Origin of the sequence: Exiguobacterium antarcticum DSM 14480 (assembly GCF_000685865.1) — a bacterium.
In the GTDB taxonomy this organism is placed as follows: Bacteria; Bacillota; Bacilli; order Exiguobacteriales; family Exiguobacteriaceae; genus Exiguobacterium_A; species Exiguobacterium_A antarcticum.
This window is the reverse complement of record NZ_JMKS01000003.1, coordinates 1,289,025-1,307,031: the sequence shown is the minus strand read 5'-3', so window position 1 is coordinate 1,307,031 and position 18,007 is coordinate 1,289,025. Positions and strand designations below refer to the sequence as shown.

General features: G+C 47.3%; 16 protein-coding genes. 9 read left to right on the top strand and 7 right to left on the bottom strand.

Features of this window, described 5'->3' with window-relative positions; genetic code table 11:
• The first annotated feature begins 188 nt into the window (after positions 1-188).
• Positions 189-596, top strand: a complete 408-nt coding sequence (locus P404_RS0107565; RefSeq protein ID WP_026830442.1) for a (deoxy)nucleoside triphosphate pyrophosphohydrolase — start codon at positions 189-191, stop codon at positions 594-596.
• Here P404_RS0107565 and P404_RS17435 read toward each other — a convergent pair.
• The 5 genes from P404_RS17435 to P404_RS0107540 form a co-directional block, all read right to left on the bottom strand.
• Complete coding sequence (locus tag P404_RS17435; RefSeq protein ID WP_051590471.1) at positions 571-3,729, bottom strand: DUF3427 domain-containing protein; 3,159 nt, start codon at positions 3,727-3,729, stop codon at positions 571-573. The genes P404_RS0107565 and P404_RS17435 overlap by 26 nt on opposite strands.
• A gap of 145 nt (positions 3,730-3,874) precedes the next feature.
• Positions 3,875-4,321, bottom strand: a complete 447-nt coding sequence (locus P404_RS0107555; RefSeq protein WP_026830441.1) for an OsmC family protein — start codon at positions 4,319-4,321, stop codon at positions 3,875-3,877.
• 106 nt (positions 4,322-4,427) lie between these two features.
• Positions 4,428-5,360: an aldo/keto reductase gene (locus tag P404_RS0107550; protein ID WP_026830440.1), complete on the bottom strand. Its 933-nt coding sequence runs from the start codon at positions 5,358-5,360 to the stop codon at positions 4,428-4,430.
• 14 nt (positions 5,361-5,374) lie between these two features.
• A complete protein-coding gene (locus P404_RS0107545) occupies positions 5,375-6,265 on the bottom strand; it encodes an aldo/keto reductase (RefSeq protein WP_026830439.1) in 891 nt (296 codons plus the stop codon).
• A gap of 94 nt (positions 6,266-6,359) precedes the next feature.
• Positions 6,360-6,845 carry a cupin domain-containing protein gene (locus P404_RS0107540; protein WP_026830438.1) on the bottom strand — a complete coding sequence of 162 codons (486 nt, stop codon included), beginning with the start codon at positions 6,843-6,845 and terminating at the stop codon, positions 6,360-6,362.
• 145 nt (positions 6,846-6,990) lie between these two features.
• On the opposite strand from P404_RS0107540, the gene P404_RS0107535 reads away from it, so the two are divergent.
• From P404_RS0107535 to P404_RS0107525, 3 genes are all read left to right on the top strand, one after another.
• Positions 6,991-7,272 (top strand): putative quinol monooxygenase, encoded by a 282-nt coding sequence (locus P404_RS0107535; protein ID WP_026830437.1) that lies wholly within the window; start codon positions 6,991-6,993, stop codon positions 7,270-7,272.
• 186 nt (positions 7,273-7,458) lie between these two features.
• Positions 7,459-8,862, top strand: a complete 1,404-nt coding sequence (locus P404_RS0107530) for a YfcC family protein (protein ID WP_026830436.1) — start codon at positions 7,459-7,461, stop codon at positions 8,860-8,862.
• A 104-nt stretch (positions 8,863-8,966) separates the two neighbouring features.
• On the top strand, positions 8,967-9,788 hold the full coding sequence (locus P404_RS0107525; protein WP_014971654.1) for a DUF1028 domain-containing protein: 822 nt from the start codon (positions 8,967-8,969) through the stop codon (positions 9,786-9,788).
• Positions 9,789-9,857: 69 nt separating this feature from the next.
• On the opposite strand, the gene P404_RS0107520 is transcribed toward P404_RS0107525, so the two are convergent.
• Positions 9,858-11,489 (bottom strand): glycosyl hydrolase family 28-related protein, encoded by a 1,632-nt coding sequence (locus P404_RS0107520; protein ID WP_026830435.1) that lies wholly within the window; start codon positions 11,487-11,489, stop codon positions 9,858-9,860.
• A 145-nt stretch (positions 11,490-11,634) separates the two neighbouring features.
• Between P404_RS0107520 and P404_RS0107515 the strand changes: the two genes are divergently transcribed.
• The 5 genes from P404_RS0107515 (at position 11,635) to P404_RS0107495 (ending at position 16,260) form a co-directional block, all read left to right on the top strand.
• On the top strand, positions 11,635-12,396 hold the full coding sequence (locus tag P404_RS0107515) for a hypothetical protein (RefSeq protein ID WP_026830434.1): 762 nt from the start codon (positions 11,635-11,637) through the stop codon (positions 12,394-12,396).
• A gap of 65 nt (positions 12,397-12,461) precedes the next feature.
• Positions 12,462-12,968 carry a hypothetical protein gene (locus tag P404_RS0107510; RefSeq protein WP_026830433.1) on the top strand — a complete coding sequence of 169 codons (507 nt, stop codon included), beginning with the start codon at positions 12,462-12,464 and terminating at the stop codon, positions 12,966-12,968.
• A 289-nt stretch (positions 12,969-13,257) separates the two neighbouring features.
• Positions 13,258-14,241 (top strand): YhdH/YhfP family quinone oxidoreductase, encoded by a 984-nt coding sequence (locus P404_RS0107505; protein WP_026830432.1) that lies wholly within the window; start codon positions 13,258-13,260, stop codon positions 14,239-14,241.
• 70 nt (positions 14,242-14,311) lie between these two features.
• Positions 14,312-15,175, top strand: coding sequence for a hypothetical protein (locus tag P404_RS0107500; protein WP_026830431.1), 864 nt, complete (start codon positions 14,312-14,314; stop codon positions 15,173-15,175).
• 146 nt (positions 15,176-15,321) lie between these two features.
• Complete coding sequence (locus tag P404_RS0107495) at positions 15,322-16,260, top strand: IS30 family transposase (RefSeq protein WP_026830089.1); 939 nt, start codon at positions 15,322-15,324, stop codon at positions 16,258-16,260.
• 71 nt (positions 16,261-16,331) lie between these two features.
• Here P404_RS0107495 and P404_RS0107490 read toward each other — a convergent pair whose 3' ends face one another.
• Positions 16,332-17,867 carry a M4 family metallopeptidase gene (locus P404_RS0107490; protein WP_026830430.1) on the bottom strand — a complete coding sequence of 512 codons (1,536 nt, stop codon included), beginning with the start codon at positions 17,865-17,867 and terminating at the stop codon, positions 16,332-16,334.
• Between the last annotated feature and the right edge of the window lie 140 nt (positions 17,868-18,007).

The following is an 18,007-nucleotide window of genomic DNA, read 5'->3' as shown; positions in this document are numbered from 1 at the left end:
GCTTTCCTCAGGCGAGACACAAGCCAGAATTCTCGATTCAATGGAATCGAGAATCGGGTCTTGTTTGTCTCTGACAGCGCAGATTCCTGCGCTTTTTCCTGTAGGAGTCGCATGAAAGAAGTGATCCTTTTTCACGAGTCATCGTGCAGGGGAGAAATAAGTGATCGATTAAAGAGAGGATGAACATGATGTCAAAAAAGACAATTCCAGTTGTCGGTGCAGTCATTACCAATTTAAACCATGAAGTATTGTGTGCTCTTCGAAGTCCCGTCATGTCATTACCGAACCTCTGGGAGTTTCCAGGTGGGAAAATCGAACCGGGTGAACGTCCTGAAGAGTCTCTCTTCCGCGAAATTCAGGAAGAATTAAATTGTACGATTCAAGTAGGCGATCACATTGAAACGACACGGTACGAATATGAAAAAGTGATTGTCGAGTTATCGACTTTTCAATCAACGATTGTATCAGGTGCACCTGAAGCACTGGAACATGCCGAACTACGCTGGGTACCCGTCAAACAGTTGGATTCTTTAAACTGGGCGCCAGCTGATGTGCCATCTGTTGAAAAAATTATGAAAGCTTTTTCCACGAAATAAATTCTTCACTAGTTAAAGGTTCTTTTAAAATCCATTCAACATTAATCGGTTTAGATCCGTGACTGTGTTTATGAATCAGTTCACCGAAGTACGTAAACGGTAAGGACCGGCCTTGTTCTTTTTCAGCCTTGCGGATAAACAGATGAATCTTGATTCCGAGTTCTTCGTGGTGGCGGTACAGCTCCCCTGCTTTTCCGTGAGCTGTAGCAATACTTTGGGATTGCCAGTGGAAATGATCTTTATCAATAAAGTAGTCTTGGTAATTCAACTGATCTTCAATCGATTCATTTTTGTGTAAATTAACGAATAATACATAATCATTTCCGGCCTGAGCGACACCTTCACGCCATGAACCTTCCTGGCTTGGAGATTGTAATAATCGCTGGATGACAGACCGACTGTATGTCATTCTCGAAATCAGCGATTGACGGCTAGTCAACCAGTTTTCACCTCCAGAAAGTTGCTCAAATGAGTGGAGACCAGCTTGAATCAGCTCCTGCAAATAGTCGACTAACTCTGGTGACAAGGCTAAAATCCGGGTCATCTCTTCCGAGAATGTATATTCACCAGTGGCAGATTCCACGAGCAAAATAATCCGATCATGTTTTAAAGAAGTAGACCAGCGATTGAATAAATGTTGAATCAAAGGCAAACGATGTGTTAAGGCTTCCGGTGAAACGGCAAAGCGGCTTGCTGTCGCTTGAATGACATCATCAGCGGAAATGGTTTGCTGGTTGAACAGCAATTGAACCATCAACAAGCTGAACGGTTCGCGGATCGGGAACCAACTTTCGAGATGTTGAAGAACACGTCGTGTATCCGGATTAAGCAACAAAGCAACTTCTTCATCTGTCGCTACTTTCTCCAGTTGTTTTAATCGCAGGACACTTTTCCATTGTTGAATAATCGTTTCAATGGCCGGTGCATCCGGATGTGTCACCAAATCGTTTAGTGATGGCGTGTCGCCGATCATGGTCATAAGACGCTGGTAACTTTCACGCAACTGTTTACTGGCCGAGAACTCAATTTTTTTCATTTGTTCAATGATAAATGTTTCTGTCACACGATCCAAAATCGCTAAAGATCCTTCAGGCAAAATTGGAAAATGATTTTGAACAGCATTCGCTACGTGATACCGGTCGATCGAATGGAAAGATTGCTGACCGGATAACACAAGCGGTGCGACAAAAGCACGTTGACTATTGCCGATAAAATCTAAAATTGTGACGTATTCTTTGGATTCATGTTTCCGTAAGCCGCGACCGAGTTGCTGAATAAAGATGGTTGGAGATTCTGTTGGACGTAAAAACAGCATGACATTAATTTTGGGAATATCGACACCTTCATTAAAGAGATCGACTGTAAAGATAAACGATAACGGATCCCGATCATCTTCCAGCCGTTGAATGGCTTGTTCCCGTTCTAATTCCGTTTGTTTACTTGTGATGGCCAGTGATTTAATCTGGTGTCGGTTAAACTCAGCAGCCATGTATTCGGCGTGATCAATATTGACACAAAAACCAAGACCAACTTGATTTGCGCCGCTGTGACCAAACTTAGTCATCATCTCAAGAATATACTCTGTTCGAGATGAACGTTCGAGTGCTTCCACTAAATCTTTTTCAATGTATAACCCGTTTTTTTGCGGAATGGCTTCATAATCAATGGCTTCATCATCTTGAATACCAAAGTAATGGAACGGTGTTAATAAGTCTTGGGCCAGAGCATCATATAATCGAATTTCATACGCGATATTGTGGTCGACCAACTTAAAGATATTTAATCCATCCATTCGTTCCGGCGTTGCCGTAATCCCGAGTAAAAATTGTGGTGTGAAGTAGTTGAGAATTTTTTGATAGGATTCGGAAGCGGCATGATGGAACTCATCGATGATGATGTAATCGAAGGTGTTTGGATCGAATTGTTCCAAATGAACTTCTTTTGAAAAGGTTTGAATGGTCGCAAACGTAAATTGTTTATCGAGATCTTTTTGATTTGCCTGATACCGACCAAAAGTGGCATGAGCATCCGTAAAGATCTTCTTAAATGTTTCTTCAGCTTGAGACAAAAGTTTTCCGCGATGGGCGACAAACAAAACACGTTTAGCTGCAAACTGTTTGACGTCGAAAGCAGCCAAATACGTTTTTCCTGTTCCGGTCGCTGCAATGACCATGGCTTTGGTTTGGTGCTTTAATCGCAAGCGGTGTAATTGCTCCAAAGCTGGAAGTTGCATTTCATTTGGTTGAATCACTTCGTATTCAACAGTTGGTTCTGCGACTCGATCATTCACAACAAACTGTTTGATTTTCGGAGAGTCTAAGTGATGTTGTTCATATTGATCTAAAATAGCTGAGGTGCAGGAAATAGCTTCGTCACTGTTCCAGAGATTGTTAAATAACATTTGTGCTTGAGAAACTAAAGACGTGAGAGGAGAATGGGGAATTCGCACATTCCATTCTAATCCATTTGTTAAAGCAGACTTTGATAAATTGGATGAACCGATAATCGCACTATGTAAATTGGCTTCCCGTGTAAATAAATACGCTTTTGGATGGAATGCTTGATTTTTTTTGATTGGTTCATAAATTTTAATCTCGATATTTTTAAACTGCATCAGGGTGCGTAATGCCTTGGCTTCTGTAATGTTCATATAAAATGAAGTCAAAATACGAATCGGCTTATGTATACGTTCTGCTTCTTGAAGAGAAGGGACCAGAGCTTGAATTCCGGAATGGCGGGTAAAACTGACCATCCAGTCCGCGGATTGAGCTGTCGATAGTTCATCAATCAAGTGATGCAACAGTTTTTCTTGATTTTCTTGACCCGGTGCAATTAAGTCCCAAGCTCTCAGTGATCGTTCATATTGTACAGGCAGAGCTGCAGACGAAGTTAATTCCCGGTGCAGGGGAGCGGCTAAAAGCGGTTCGTTTAATGCAGAGAGCCAATGATTTGTTGTTTCAATCATTTCTCCTGTCAGTTGATTTTGTTGAAGCTCCACAATCGATTTATAGAAGAGTTCATTTAAATGTGTGAGTAATTCGGCTGTGTAATCGGCTGGCTGAACCGGTGAACTTTTTCCAGATAATGAAGCTGCGGTATTTTGACTGCGTAACTTTTCTTGAAACGATGACATCTGATGACCTCCAATAAATTCCAAACTAAGTTCAGTATACGAAGGAACGGAAAATCGTGCAGCAAGAATCGAATTAAACTACAAAAAACTTCATTTCCAATTAGGAAATGAAGTCAAAGGTGTCATACTGCGTAAACATGGAAGATTAACCTGCCAACTCCACGACTGCTTCTAACGAAACGTTCACATTACCCGCAAGTGCCCGGGTAATCATACACGATCCTTCCGCTTTTTCGGCAAGACGGCGTGCTTTTGTCAGGTTCGCTTCCGTTGTGTCCGCTGGAAGAATCAAGGTCGGTCGATGAATGATGGCGTCATAAGTAAAGACACCATTCGTGACGTCGACGATTCCTTCCGATTCCATTGTCAGTGACACTTTCGGAATGTTGTTGCGTTCAAGCATCGCGGCCAGCGTGATGATGTAACACGTTGCTGCCGCACCCAGTAACATTTCGTCCGGATTGGTTCCGACACCGGGACCGTCCATCGCGTCCGGAATCGAAATTTTCGTTTTCAGTTCACCTGTCTCGATCTGTCCGACATCATTCCGATTGCCGGGCCAGTCGGCTGTGAGATGAAAATGGTGTTTCATAAATAATCGCCTCCTGTTTCTTTATCATACGAGCGTTCCCAAAGATTTTCGCTTAATTTGCTCAAAGCAACACCACGCCAAGTCAAAATGGCGTGGTGTTTTTGTGTCAGCTGAAGATTTGATCAATTTGGCGGATTTCCTCTTCCATCAATTCTACATCAAGTGTTCGGATTGTATCCGTGACTTGATCAGCTCGTTTCGCACCTGGAATGATGGCGTCGATGCCGTCCTGTGCTAAATACCAGGCGAGGACGATGTGGGCGACTTCGGCATCTTTTGCTTCCGCAATCGGACGCAACAAGTCGACTTTTGCCAGATTGTCTTTAAATACATCCTCTTGGAACAACGGATCATTTTTCCGAAGGTCATCAAATTTCGTTTCGGCATCGTATTTTCCGGCAAGCAGACCGGCTGCGAGCGGGAAGTAAGGCACGAACGAAATGCCGTGTTCCCGGATGTACGGGAGAATCTCTTTTTCAGCGTCACGTTTAAAGAGATTGTACTCTCCTTGATAGACGTCGATATGACCGTCTTTGTTCGCTTCTTTTAATTGTTCGAGCGAAAAGTTCGAGACCCCGATCGCCCGAATTTTTCCTTCGGCTTTCAACTCGGCAAGCGCGGCGACCGCTTCGTCTTTTGGCGTCTGCTCGTCCGGGAAGTGAATGTAGTAGAGGTCGATATAGTCTGTTCGAAGACGTTTCAGACTGTCTTCGACCGCTTGTTTTAAAAATTCAGGTGAGTTGTTCATGACGACATTGCCGTCGATGAGTTGGTGTGCCCCTTTTGTCGCAAGAATGACTTCTTCACGCTCCACCGTTTCACTCCACACTTCTCCGACCAGTTCTTCTGAACGTTCCGGACCATAAATGTAGGCGGTATCCAAAAAATTGATGCCGTTCATTAAAGCAACGCGGACAAGATCACGCCCGGCCTGCTCATCGAGATTCGGATAAAGGTTATGTCCACCGACAGCATTCGTTCCAAGACCGATTGGGTTGACCATTAAATTGGATTTTCCGAGTTTGACTGATTTGTTCATGACTGTACTCCTCCTTAGACGATATCGAGTGGTTCTTTTTTCGTTGGTGCCGGGAACGCTTCGTCGAGTGCGGCCAATTCTTCTTCCGTTAGATCAATCAAAGCCGCCTTCCCGTTTTCTTCCACATGTGGCGCTTGTCCGGCTTTTGGAATCGCGATGACATCGCCGCTTCGGATGGCCCAGGCAAGCAGGATTTGTGCCGGTTGGACGCCGTGTTCTTCGGCGAGTCGTTCGACAGTCGGATGGTCCAGCAACTGATCCCGTAAACTGCCGCCTTCGGCAAGCGGACAGTACGCCATAACCGGTATACTGTGTTGTTTGAGAAGCGGCATCAGCTCATACTCAATCCCGCGTGAACCGAGGTGATAAAGCACTTGATTGACGGCACACTGATCGCCTTTGTCGAGCGCGAGAAGTTCCTTCATGTCCTTGACGTCAAAGTTTGAGACGCCCCAACGGCGAATTTTTCCTTCGGCTTTCAATTGTTCCAGTCCATCAACTGTTTCCTGTAACGGAATGCTGCCACGCCAGTGCAACAAGTAGAGATCGAGATAATCCGTGCCGAGGTTTTCGAGTGTCCGCTCACATGCGGCGCGCAGTTTTTCGCCGCCTGCATTATGGGGATAGACTTTCGAGACGAGAAACACTTCGTCGCGTCGCTCTTTGAGCACTTCACGAATCAGCTGTTCGGATGCACCTTCCCCGTACATTTCCGCGGTATCGATCAGCTCCATCCCGCTGTCCAGTCCGACATGTAAGGCGTCGATCTCAGCCTGACGTTTCGTTTGATCTTCTCCCATGCGCCATGTTCCTTGACCCAGTGCACGAACATGTGTCTGATCCGGAAGCGTGACGGTTTTTTGTTTCAGTGCCGCCAGTATGACGGTCCGTTCTGTCTCATTCATTTTTCTTCCTCCTTTTAAAAACACAATAGTAGGGTTTACCACTGATGGAGCAGAAAAAAACGTTCGCTTTCCAATGGACGGAAAGCAAACGTGTCTACCAGTGTTCAAATAAGGGGCCTTCTTTTCCGTAAACGGGATCCGTTTGCGGCCGTTCCACTTTTACAATCCGTTCCAGATTATCCGGGCGTTCACACGGATCACCCGTCAACGTATCGTAGTCTTGACCATTTGGGTATGCACCAACGACTTTGAACTGCCGGCTCGTGTGTAACGCCTTATGTCCCGTGCCGGCAGGAAGGATGACGACATCACCAGCCGTCAACGTGAAGGTCTTCCCGAGTGGTCCACCGAGTTGGATACTGGCATGTCCTTCAAGAATACCGATGACCTCATGGGCGACGCTATGATAATGATGGAAATCAAATATGCCGTCGATCCAACTATTTTGCCAATTGTGGGCATGAAACGTATCCTCGATCGATGAAGGGTCGTCAAAGACATGACGATAAACAAGTACAGGGAATTCTGGATGATTCGGAATCTCGCCATCATCCTCGAAATAAAAAATTTCGACCGTCATGTGAATCGACTCCTCTCTGTTGCCAAAATGATATATTTTTTTACCCGAAATATAACTTCCTTAATCGTACAAGCATCTTAATGGAGAATGGGAAGGGAAGGTGCTACGATACTTGCGTTAATGAAATTTTAGAGGAGGCTTTCCAATGATCGCCATTGAAGCAAAATTAGAAGTACAACCTGCCAAACGTCAAGAATTTTTAGAAGCAACAAAAACGTTGATTGAAGGATCACGCATGGAAGCGGGCAATATCAGTTATGATCTCTTTCAAAGCATCGAAGACGAAAATGTCTTCATGATGATTGAGAAATGGGAAGATCAAGCAGCGATCGAATCACACAACACAAGTGCGCATTTCGGTCAGTTCGTAGCATTTGCTCAAACAGCGCTTGCGAAACCGTTAGATGTTCAATCATTTAATGCATAAGTTTTAATGTATAAATAACGAAGAAAACCTGACAAGCGGTCGGGTTTTTTTGTTTTTCTGTAGAGGAAGCAGTCATTGATATATTACAAAAAAATTAAATGACGAAATACGCTGTTATTTTTTCCATAAATAGGGCATTATCTCTTATGAGAGTAAAATTTTAAAAGTCAGTCAGGAGGCAAGCGAATGAATGAACGGAAACCACAGACAGATGCTTCTGCCCGGTCTTTCTTCAAGATGCCTCACACATATGCTATCATCATGGGAATTTTACTGATTGCAGTCATCTTGACGTATACGTTACCGGCAGGACAGTTTGATCGGGAGAAACAAGACGGACAAACGGTCGTCATTGATGGTACGTATCGTGCGGTTGAGTCAGCACCCGTTAACTTATTCGGTTTATTTGAAGCAATCCCGAAAGGAATGGAAGCAGGCGCAGCCATCATCTTCTACATCTTCCTGGTCGGAGGTGTCTTCGGAATCATCCGGCAAACGGGTGCGATCGAGTCGGGCATCAATCAACTAATCAATCGTTTTGGTCAAAAGGGACATATCATGATTCCGATGACGATGTTTGTCTTTTCGGTGGCGGGCGCAACGATTGGGATGGCGGAAGAAACCATCATCTTCGTTCCGATCGGCATCATGCTGGCACGTGCGCTTGGGTACGATGCGATGACGGGTGCGGCCATCGTCAGTCTCGGGGCAGCCGTCGGATTTGCCGGAGGGATGCTGAACCCGTTTACGGTCGGTGTCGCTCAATCGATTGCCGAAGTACCGCTATTTAGTGGACTCGGTTATCGGACAGCAGTCTATCTCGTCTTTTTAGTCGTCACGATTGTATACGTGATGAATTACGCGCAAAAAGTAAAAAAAGATCCGACAAAGAGTCTGGTTCATGATCTGGAACAACACCGGAAAGAAGAGACGACAACGTTCTCACGTTTTTCGAAAAAACACCTCTTTGTCCTTGTTGTATTGGTGGGTGGAATCACGCTGAACGTCATCGGTATCTTCGAATGGGGTTGGTATTTGACGGAACTGACGGCGTCATTCCTCATCATTGGTCTCCTTGCCGGGATTGTGACGATGGGCGTCAACCGGACGTTCGAGAGTTTGATTGATGGGGCGAAAGCCGTCACATTTGGTGCTTTAATTGTAGGATTCGCCCGAGCAATCGTCGTCATCTTAGAAGATGGTCGTGTCATCGATACGGTCATCTACGGCTTGTCGAATGCCGTCGGACAGTTACCGACATCACTTGCGGTCATCGGGATGTACATCGTCCAACTGATTACGAACTTCTTTATTCCGTCTGGTAGTGGACAAGCGGCGACGACGATGCCAATCATGGCGCCACTCGCTGACTTGCTTGGAATCGAGCGCCAGGTCGCCGTTCTTGCCTTTCAGTACGGTGATGGACTGACGAATATGATCTTCCCGACGAGTGCCCATTTGATGGCATTCTTAGCGATTGCCGGTATTCCTTATGACAAATGGTTACGGTTCGTTTGGAAATTATTTGCGATTTGGATTGTCCTCGCTTGTGGGGCATTGTTACTTGCTGTTTTCTTAGGTGTTCAATGAAGATCGACCTTCCGTTCCAAGTGAACGGAAGGTTTTTTACATGCAGGAAACGGGAACTTGTACGACGAACGGTTAGTTATGACAATAAGGGGGATTTTTAGAACATGACATATTCAATCGTTGGTTATTGTGAAAAAGAACAAGCTTGGGGTGTAGCGGTTCAATCTAAATTTTTAGCAGTCGGCAGTGCGGTTCCATTTGCGAAAGCCGGTGTAGGTGCCATTGCGACCCAATCCTTTGCGAATACAGCTTATGGACCGGACGGACTACGAATGATTACAGAAGGCAAGTCGGCGGATGAAGTCTTGAAACGTCTGACGGAAGCGGACGAAGGGCGAGCGGATCGCCAGGTCGGAATCGTGGATGCCTCCGGTAAAAGTGCGACGTTCACAGGTGAAGGTTGCAACGACTGGGCGGGCGGGATTGCCGGGAAACACTTCGCAGCACAGGGAAATATTTTGGTCGACGGGAACACAGTCAAAGAAATGGCTCGTGTGTTCGAGACGACGGAAGGACCGCTCGCGGAACGATTGTTGCGGGCGCTCGCAGCCGGTCAAGCAGCGGGAGGGGATTCGCGGGGGATGCAGTCAGCCGCCTTGTTAGTCGTCAAAGAAGGTGGCGGATACGGCGGATTCAATGACCGGTACATCGATCTGCGGGTCGACGATCATACGAGTCCGATTCAGGAACTGGAACGGATTTATCAATTGCATACTCTCTATCTACAGCCAAGTAAACCGGAAGAAATCAAGCCGATCGATGATGCGCTGGAGTCAGAAGTGATGGATAAGTTACTCGAACTCGGCTACCGCGGCTCGTTCGACGAAGCATTCCGGACGTATCTGCATACCGAAAACTTCGAGATGCGGGAACAACCAGATCGTTCGATTGATACCCGGGTATTGGCGTATCTTCGCGCACAATAAGATAAATAAGGCTGACTCGACATGCGTCGAATCAGCCTTATTTTGTGTTCTGAATCATCCGGAAACCAGTTATGTCGAATGCGTGCGGACCGGTACTTTATAGCCGGTCGCGATAAACCGTTCGAGTTCAGGTTCGGACTTGGCATTCAGACCAACCGTCCCATCCCCTTTGATGGCGACGTTCGCTAAACGGACACGTTCGATGCTTGGTCCAATCGTGATGCCGTGTTTGGCAGAGTCCTCGATCCGGACATCAAGCAAGCGCACATCCTCAGCGCGATTGTTTCCGCCAAAGACTTGAATGTCCGTTTTGGCCTGCCGGAAACCACTCATCTTGACTTGGCTTAATGTCACGTTACGTGCTTTGTACTGAATCCCAATCATGGGTTGTTCTTGATAGTCATAATAGGGGTCACCGAGCACCGTGAAGTCGTGAATGACGACGTTCCGGTACGCGGAGACGATGAGTGCCCGCGGCTTTGAATTTTGATACAGCGCCGTATATTGCGGTGTCTGGGCGATCAAACGGGTCGCGACGATGTTGTATGCGGTTTGCGATGTCGGGTCCGTTGCTTGATGATGGCCGATGTGACGGAAGTTGAACGACCGGTGATCATCGACGGACAAGTGACCGACGATTTTAACGGTCGATGCAGCAGACGATGTTGCATGGGCTTTGATTTCAAGCCCCCCGAAACAACGGGTCGTCGCATTGTTGAACAACCAGACATCACGTGAACCGTCATCAATCTCAATCCCGTTTGAGTTCGAGAAACCAGCGGCATGGGCACGCCCACTTGGATCCCGCATAAAACAGTTCGAGATGAACAAGTGATCACTGTGGTGGGTCGTGATGCCGTCGTCACCGAAACCGGATCCGGTCAGACCATCAAACCAGATGAACGAACTGCTGAGGTTGGCACGTGCACCGTCCCCATTATAGTTGTAGTAAGGCGTCGAGATATCAAAGCAGTGCAGACCCGGGTTGACGGCATCGACGTCAAAGACCCAGCCGTACGTGACATGGGCATAGGTCAAACAACTCGAATGATTGCCCCACGTGCTGCTTTTTTTAGCGTCCCCGATCCGCTCGATGTTCCAATCAAGTGTCATCCGTTCGACGAGCAGATGATGATTACCGAGTAAGTAATTTTGATTCGTGATCAACCGGCGTCCTTTTGGTGCCGCATCATGAAGTTTTAAAATCGTTTGTCCTTTGCCGTCACCGGTCAAAATCGTATAACTCGGCAGACGAATCCCTCGGACGAGATACGTACCGGCCGGGACATGGACTTGGCGGTGTCCGTCAGCGAGTGCTTCCTTGAAAGCGAGTGTATCGTCCGTCACACCGTCCCCGACTGCTCCATACGTCCGGACATCGACTTTTTCGACCTGGCTGATCAACTGTTCGAATTCATACGTCAGCCGTCCGAACCAGCTCGGACGGACTTCATCCTGTTCACTGACAAAGGCTTTCGTCAACGGCAGAATATGTTTATCCCGATCCGTCAAAAAGAGCGGTGAAATCAAGGACCGGAGATAACGGCTTGGATGCGGTGTTCGGCGCGGTGCAACGAACGGACTGTCTTTCATCAGTTGCTCCGCCCGAAGGACAGCCTCTCCGTTCGACTTCGTTTCGGTATATTCTGCGATCAGTTGCCCATTCTGATACGGATCATGTGTTTCATCTAATCTCAACATCTAGAAACCCCTCTCTAAAAATCACTCTTTTCCTTTTCCCGTCCCCTTCCGTATTCAAGCCCCTTTCTGTCAAAAACAAAAAATTCCGATAATTAGGTCGTGTTTCGGATATAATGGATAAAAATGACATTATAGAGGTGGGGACATGCGCTTTCGAAGTCGGTTGTTCATTTTGATTGGTGTGGTCATTCTAGGGCTGGGCATCATGAAACCGTTAGTTCAGGCAGGATACAAGACGTTACAAACCGTTGAAGTATTTCCGGGGGGCGGTGCACAACAAAAGTGTGTAAGAGAGTGTGAATCCGAACCATTGACGTTTTGGTGGTCGAACTTGTTTAAGAAAAAAGAGCCGCCAAAGGAAAAAATCATCTATGGATATGAGACGGGCGAAAAGGGAGAAAGCGGAGGAACACCACGGAAAACAAAGTTTATTTCACTCGGATTCCATCCATTTTCGAAAGAGAAAGGCGAAGAGGGCGACAGCGGCTTTCCGTATCTGCTGGTCGCAACCGGTCTCGCCGGTTTAATCGGACTGATTCTGATTGTCCGTCGTCTTCGTAAGCGACAGAAGCGGAACGGAACGTTCAGGGAGTCGCAGCAACGCCCGGTTGGAATCAAGAAGCGGATGCGCGAAACAAGTATGGAAGAGGAACTGCCGCCATTACCGGTCGAGCAGGTCCGGCAACAGGTTGTCTTGTTTAACCGTCATCTCCCGCAGAAACTGAAACGACGGGAGACCGAGTCGTTCCGGGAATGGTTTGCCCGAATTGGTTTTCAGCCGTCACCTGAATTGCAACGGTTGTATGAAACGGTCCGCTATGATCCGAACCAATCAACCGATGTGACGGCAACGGTATTGGTGGACATCGAAAATGATTTTTCCAAGTATCTCGGGCAACTCAAATGAAACCTTTCATAATCTCAGGACGTAATAGACACTAGAGCAGGATTAGGAAACGGGGGGACTGAACAATGTACTTAGCAGATGCCGTGAAACTTAAAAGTATCTTACGGAAACAACTCGAACAATTAGTCGAAGAAGTGGACCGGATTGCGTTCATTGATCTTGAAAAGGGAGAAGCCTTACCGACCGGTCAAGAGCGGACGTTACTGGATGTCGAATCGGCAATGGACGAAGTTCGCCGGGATATGCGGATACTGGACCGGCTAGTCTACGCTGCGAACTTGTCGACAATCATCGAGACGACAGAAGGTGAAGTACCGCTCGTCGAAGCGATTGAACTGGCGACCCAGCTCCGGGCAAAAGCCACACAGTTCCAGGAACTCGCTGCCCGTCCGAAACGCGAATTCCAATATGGATTTGAAGGAACGACGGTTATCCGTCATGCCTTGTACGACCCGGATGCGTACCGGATCAAAGCGCAGGAGATAGAGCGGGCGGCGCACCGGATTTCGAATGCGATCAATGCCGCCAACTATCGGACGGAAATTGATTTTGACGGGACACGTTACATGTAAGACCCTGGTCAGGTGAGACTCCTGATCAGGGACGGCGCTTCTGACACAAAACCTCTTCCAATAGGGAATTTCAACGGCCACGGCACACCCATGACCACTGACCGATGACGTTCTGACCTGTCACCAGTGACTACCTGCGGAAAAACGTTTCTTTTCGTCAGACGCCAAAAACCGTGAGTGCTTCGGCATTCACGGTTTTTTTGTGGGAACAAAACTCGAATAAAGGGTATGCCGACGACTGTGTTCGGGTATAGTTTACTGGAAGTTATTCATGAAGGAGGACTTGGATATGAAAAATACATTCAAAGCATTTGTTGTCCGGGAACAGAATGGTGACTTTACTGGAACACTCGAACAGAAACAGGTCGTGGAGTTGCCGGCAGGAGACGTGTTGATTCGCGTCGACTACTCGTGCGTCAACTATAAGGATGCGTTGTCCGTCGCGGGAAACCGGGGGGTGACGAAACAATATCCGCATACGCCGGGTGTCGATGCAGCAGGTCATATCGTCAGCTCGACCGATGTACGGTTTCATGAAGGAGAGGCAGTCGTTGTCAATGGATTTGATTTTGGCATGAATACATCTGGCGGCTTTCAAGAATACATACAGGTTCCGGGCGACTGGATCACACCATTACCGGACGGACTCACGACGTTTGAAGCGATGGCGTACGGCACGGCCGGTTTGACTGCCGCGCAATCAGTGGATGAACTGTTGCGACGGGTGAAGCCGGAAGACGGTCCGGTTCTCGTCACAGGTGCGACGGGTGGAGTCGGAAGTATTGCTGTCGCACTGCTTCTTAAACTGGGATTCACCGTTCATGCCGTCACGGGAAAAGAAGCGGAAGCGGATCGTTTGAAACAAGTAGGCGTGACGGAAGTCCTGTCCCGGCAATCGTTTTTGGACGAAACGACACGTCCATTGAAAAAAGGAAGTTATGCCGGCATCATCGATACGGTCGGTGGACCATTACTCGCGTCCGTCATTCGGTACGTACAATATGGTGGATCGGTCACGACATGCGGCAATGTGGGAGGGGCTGAAATGACACTGACCGTCTATCCGTTCATCTTGCGTGGTATACGCCTGATTGGAATCGATGCCGTCCAATTGCCGATCACGGAGCGTATCCGCCTCTGGCAACTGCTTGCAACCGACTGGCGGTTACCGGTCCTGAAATTGGTCGAAACGAAAAGTTTACATGATCTTCCGGACGTCGTGGCTTCCCTGCTCGACGGCACCCATCAAGGCAGAACTGTCATCGAAATTTAACCACTGTCGAGACGCTAATCGATGGTATAGTGGTTAAAAAGTGTCTAGGTCAATTCAGGAGGAACAATAGATGGATCAACATGAACAACAGAAAGAACAAGAACGATTGTCCCGGAAAGAGCGCCGCAAGCAGAAACGCAATCGGCGTAGTGTCGCCCTTGGTGGTGTCTTAGCGACGGTCCTGATCGTTGGTAGTTGGGGTTATATGGTGTCGACGAACGATGCGAGTCATGCGACATCAACAGTGGAATCACCTAAGTCCGTCGACGGCGAAAAAGAAAAAGAGCCAAAAACAGAAAAGTCAGCCTCGACTGATCAAAAGAAAAAAGAACCAAAAGCGAAGAAGAAGGCGGATAAACCGGAAATCAGCCAAGCCGCATGGGTGACACGTCCCTTTGTTGATGTGTATCAGGATGCCAATCGGAGTAGCGTCATCTATAAAGCCGATTTAGGAGACGTCTACGAAATTCTGGATACAGAAAATGGCATGCTTCACTTAAAACTAAGTGACGCCGTCGAAGGATATATCCCGGAAACGGACGTCCGGATGGATGTCCCGTCAGCGGTTAAAGATAAGACACTTCTTGCGACGTTGCAACAGGTTGTCGCGAATCAACCAATCGAGAAGCCGGAGCAATATCTTGGTCAACCGCTTGAGAAATTTGAAGCGAAGTACGGTGCACTTGGAAACACGCAAAAGGATGCCGTCAACACCTATCACTTCTCGAATGCCGGGTACCTTTTAGTCGTATCAGACGGAATCGTCGAGGCGATCGACTGGACGAATGCGTCGGCTTCCGGCTTGTCCGCCCTGGGAGAACCGGTCGTCGAAACGAGTTACGGTACGTGGTACCAAGGTGAAAAATTACAACTGAAAGCTTTCCCGGACAATGGATCAACGCGATTGCGTCTCGCGCGTGATCCCGGAAAATAAGTAAAAGCGGTCTGTCTTTGACAGGTCGCTTTTTTTTTTACGACGAATTGTAATATTAAGTGCAACACCTGACGGAAAACACAAAAAGCCCATAACGGCCTCGTGTAGAATGGAGTTACCACACCACATTCAACGGAGGATTTGTTATGAGCTATATTCATCTTACCACATCAGAAAGAGTCAAAATAGAAACGTATCTCGATTTAGGTTTATCCGTCCGAAAGATTGCGGGACGCCTGGGGCGTCAACCTTCTACGATTTCACGAGAATTAAAACGAAACCCTTACTATGATGCTTCTTGTGCTGACCAGCGTTATGTTGAGCGCAAAAAGAAGTGCGGTGCACGGACGAAGTTCACGCTAGAAAAAGGAGTTCGTATCCTCGAAAAGTTACGCGAGACATGGTCGCCTGAACAGATTGCCGGACGTTTATTCCAAGAAGAAGGACTATCCTTCAAGACAATTTATCGCTGGATCTATACGGGCCTCGTCGAGACCAATTCTAGTTTTCTTCGCCAAAAGGGAAAGCGTCAGAAACCACGTGAGACGCGTGGACGCTTCAATGTCGGATTACCAATCAGTAAACGTCCAGCCGACGTCAAAGGGCGCCAAACGTTTGGACATTGGGAGCTGGATACTGTCGTCTCAGCCAGAGGGAAATCCAAGGCATGTGTCGCAACGTTCGTCGAGCGAAAGAGCCGTTTCTATCTCGCTGTGCCGATGGAGGATCGGTCCGCTGCCTCGATGGAGTCAGCGATTAAAGCATTGCATCTCTACTTCCCGTCGGGAACGTTTCAAACCGCGACGACAGATCGTGGAAAAGAGTTTAGCTGTCATGAACGAATTCGTGAAACGTTAGGCGTACCGATGTATTTTGCGGATCCGTATTCTTCTTGGCAACGTGGAAGTAACGAGAACGCCAATGGTCTTCTCCGTGAATTTTTCCCGAAGGGGACGGATTTCGGAAAGGTCAGTCGTTCTGAACTCGCTCAAGCGCTCGCCTGGATCAATGGGAGACCACGGAAATGTCTCAACTGGAAAACTGCATACGAGGTCTTCTCGGAAGAAGTGTTGCACTTAATTTGACAAACCGTCTTACAAAAAAACCTCCCGAGCTATCGACTCGAGAGGTCAAAAATCCTTGGGAGGAAGTTTTCTTAGTAGACGCCAACTGCATCAAATGATTTTGCTGCTGCTGTTGCTTCTGCACTTGTTGAACCGTAAAGATCTTTTGCTGACTGAATGACTGCCGCACGAAGTGAGCTGAAGTTCGAGTTCGGAGTCAAGTAGACGTTAAGCGCACGGTAGTAGATCGCACCAAGTTTCGGTACACCGATTCCTGTAACGGATACATTGTAGAATGTGCCGCCGTTTGCAAGGAGGTACGCTGATTTGTTGACGATACCAGAGTTGGTGTGGACACCACCGTTATCTTGCGTTCCTGTGTAGCGTTTTGAGTAGTGGTCTGGATCACCGTAAGCTGCCGGGTTCGACATTGAACGGAGTGCGTCACCGCTGACACCTGGTGTATAGATGTCTTCACCAACGAGCCAGTCGAAGTTTGATCCGACAGAGTACTCGGCAACCGTACCCATGATATCGGAAACCGCTTCGTTGATCGCCCCAGATTCATTTTGATAGACGAGACCAGCTGTGTATTCTGTGACAGCGTGTGTCAATTCGTGCGCAACGACGTCAAGTGCACCAGAGAGAGCGACGAATGTTGTTCCGTCTCCATCACCGTAAACCATCTTCGTTCCATCCCAGAATGCGTTGTTGTAGCTTGTTGAGTAGTGGACGGTAGAGTTGAGTGCAGCACCTGCGTTGTCATAACTGTTCCGGCCATATGTGTTCTTATAGAAATCATATGTTTTAACAGCGTTAACTTGTGCACTGACAGCAGCGCGGTCATACGTCGCATTGAAGACGTTATCAACATCAGACCAGAGTGTACCTGGAAGTGAGGTCCGATTTTTCGCATCGTACGTGTAGATGCCTTTACCACGTGTCGAATCTTGAAGATAGTAATAAGAACCGCTCTTCACTGTATTGAATGTCGCGCTTGTTCCAAGAACTGTCGTACCTGTACCTACTGAAGTTGTTCCTGTGACAGTGTTAACAGGTTTTGCATGCACAAGTTGATCGTATTTATTAAGTACTTTTCCTGAATTCGCATCGATGAAGTACGTCCAGCGTGACGGCTCTTTGCCGGCGAGGACAGTTGATGTGACTTTGTAAGCATAGACTGCGTCATTTTTTACAGGATAGATGACGAGTTCAGCTTTTGGAGCCACTTCGAATTCAGTTGCCTTGATTGCTTTTTTGTATAGTTTGAGTGCTTTCTTTTCAGAGATGGTAGCTTTTTTAGCAAGACCTGGTTTCCCTTTGACGTCAACGGCGTCGTTGACGACTGCTTTTAATGTACCGTCTTTCGCAACGTTACCGACGACGACACTACCGAAGACCGGGACGCCATCCACTTCTTGTTGGAGACGTACGATGTTAGAAGATCCATCTTTTTGGACATCTTGGACAGAGAAATCACCTTTTTTGTTGACGTACTTTTTAACGATCGATGCAGCGGGTTCTGATGAAGCTTTCGTCAGCTTACCAGATTGAAGACCTTCTGCTCCGACGACTGTAGGAACGACAAGTACACTTGCGACAAGCGATGTAGCGAGAAACTTTTTCAAAATAAATCGCCTCCTTGTTTGGGTTGAGTCTAACTATGCCAAAGAAAAGGAAAAGCGAGAATAAGCCGTTCGTATTAATTAGAATTTTCTGAATATAGTACTTAATACCTGCACTGAATAGTTAAGTGACAGAAAAACAT

What these genes read in the sequence shown, in the direction of transcription:
- P404_RS0107500 (WP_026830431.1), top strand. Translation starts at nt 14,312, where the DNA reads ATGGATCAACATGAACAACAGAAAGAACAAGAACGATTGTCCCGGAAA.
- P404_RS0107515 (WP_026830434.1), top strand. Translation starts at nt 11,635, where the DNA reads ATGCGCTTTCGAAGTCGGTTGTTCATTTTGATTGGTGTGGTCATTCTA.
- P404_RS0107540 (WP_026830438.1), bottom strand. Translation starts at nt 6,845, where the DNA reads ATGACGGTCGAAATTTTTTATTTCGAGGATGATGGCGAGATTCCGAAT.
- P404_RS0107535 (WP_026830437.1), top strand. Translation starts at nt 6,991, where the DNA reads ATGATCGCCATTGAAGCAAAATTAGAAGTACAACCTGCCAAACGTCAA.
- P404_RS0107520 (WP_026830435.1), bottom strand. Translation starts at nt 11,489, where the DNA reads ATGTTGAGATTAGATGAAACACATGATCCGTATCAGAATGGGCAACTG.
- P404_RS0107495 (WP_026830089.1), top strand. Translation starts at nt 15,322, where the DNA reads ATGAGCTATATTCATCTTACCACATCAGAAAGAGTCAAAATAGAAACG.
- P404_RS0107545 (WP_026830439.1), bottom strand. Translation starts at nt 6,265, where the DNA reads ATGAATGAGACAGAACGGACCGTCATACTGGCGGCACTGAAACAAAAA.
- P404_RS0107565 (WP_026830442.1), top strand. Translation starts at nt 189, where the DNA reads ATGTCAAAAAAGACAATTCCAGTTGTCGGTGCAGTCATTACCAATTTA.
- P404_RS17435 (WP_051590471.1), bottom strand. Translation starts at nt 3,729, where the DNA reads ATGTCATCGTTTCAAGAAAAGTTACGCAGTCAAAATACCGCAGCTTCA.
- P404_RS0107555 (WP_026830441.1), bottom strand. Translation starts at nt 4,321, where the DNA reads ATGAAACACCATTTTCATCTCACAGCCGACTGGCCCGGCAATCGGAAT.
- P404_RS0107550 (WP_026830440.1), bottom strand. Translation starts at nt 5,360, where the DNA reads ATGAACAAATCAGTCAAACTCGGAAAATCCAATTTAATGGTCAACCCA.
- P404_RS0107505 (WP_026830432.1), top strand. Translation starts at nt 13,258, where the DNA reads ATGAAAAATACATTCAAAGCATTTGTTGTCCGGGAACAGAATGGTGAC.
- P404_RS0107510 (WP_026830433.1), top strand. Translation starts at nt 12,462, where the DNA reads ATGTACTTAGCAGATGCCGTGAAACTTAAAAGTATCTTACGGAAACAA.
- P404_RS0107530 (WP_026830436.1), top strand. Translation starts at nt 7,459, where the DNA reads ATGAATGAACGGAAACCACAGACAGATGCTTCTGCCCGGTCTTTCTTC.
- P404_RS0107525 (WP_014971654.1), top strand. Translation starts at nt 8,967, where the DNA reads ATGACATATTCAATCGTTGGTTATTGTGAAAAAGAACAAGCTTGGGGT.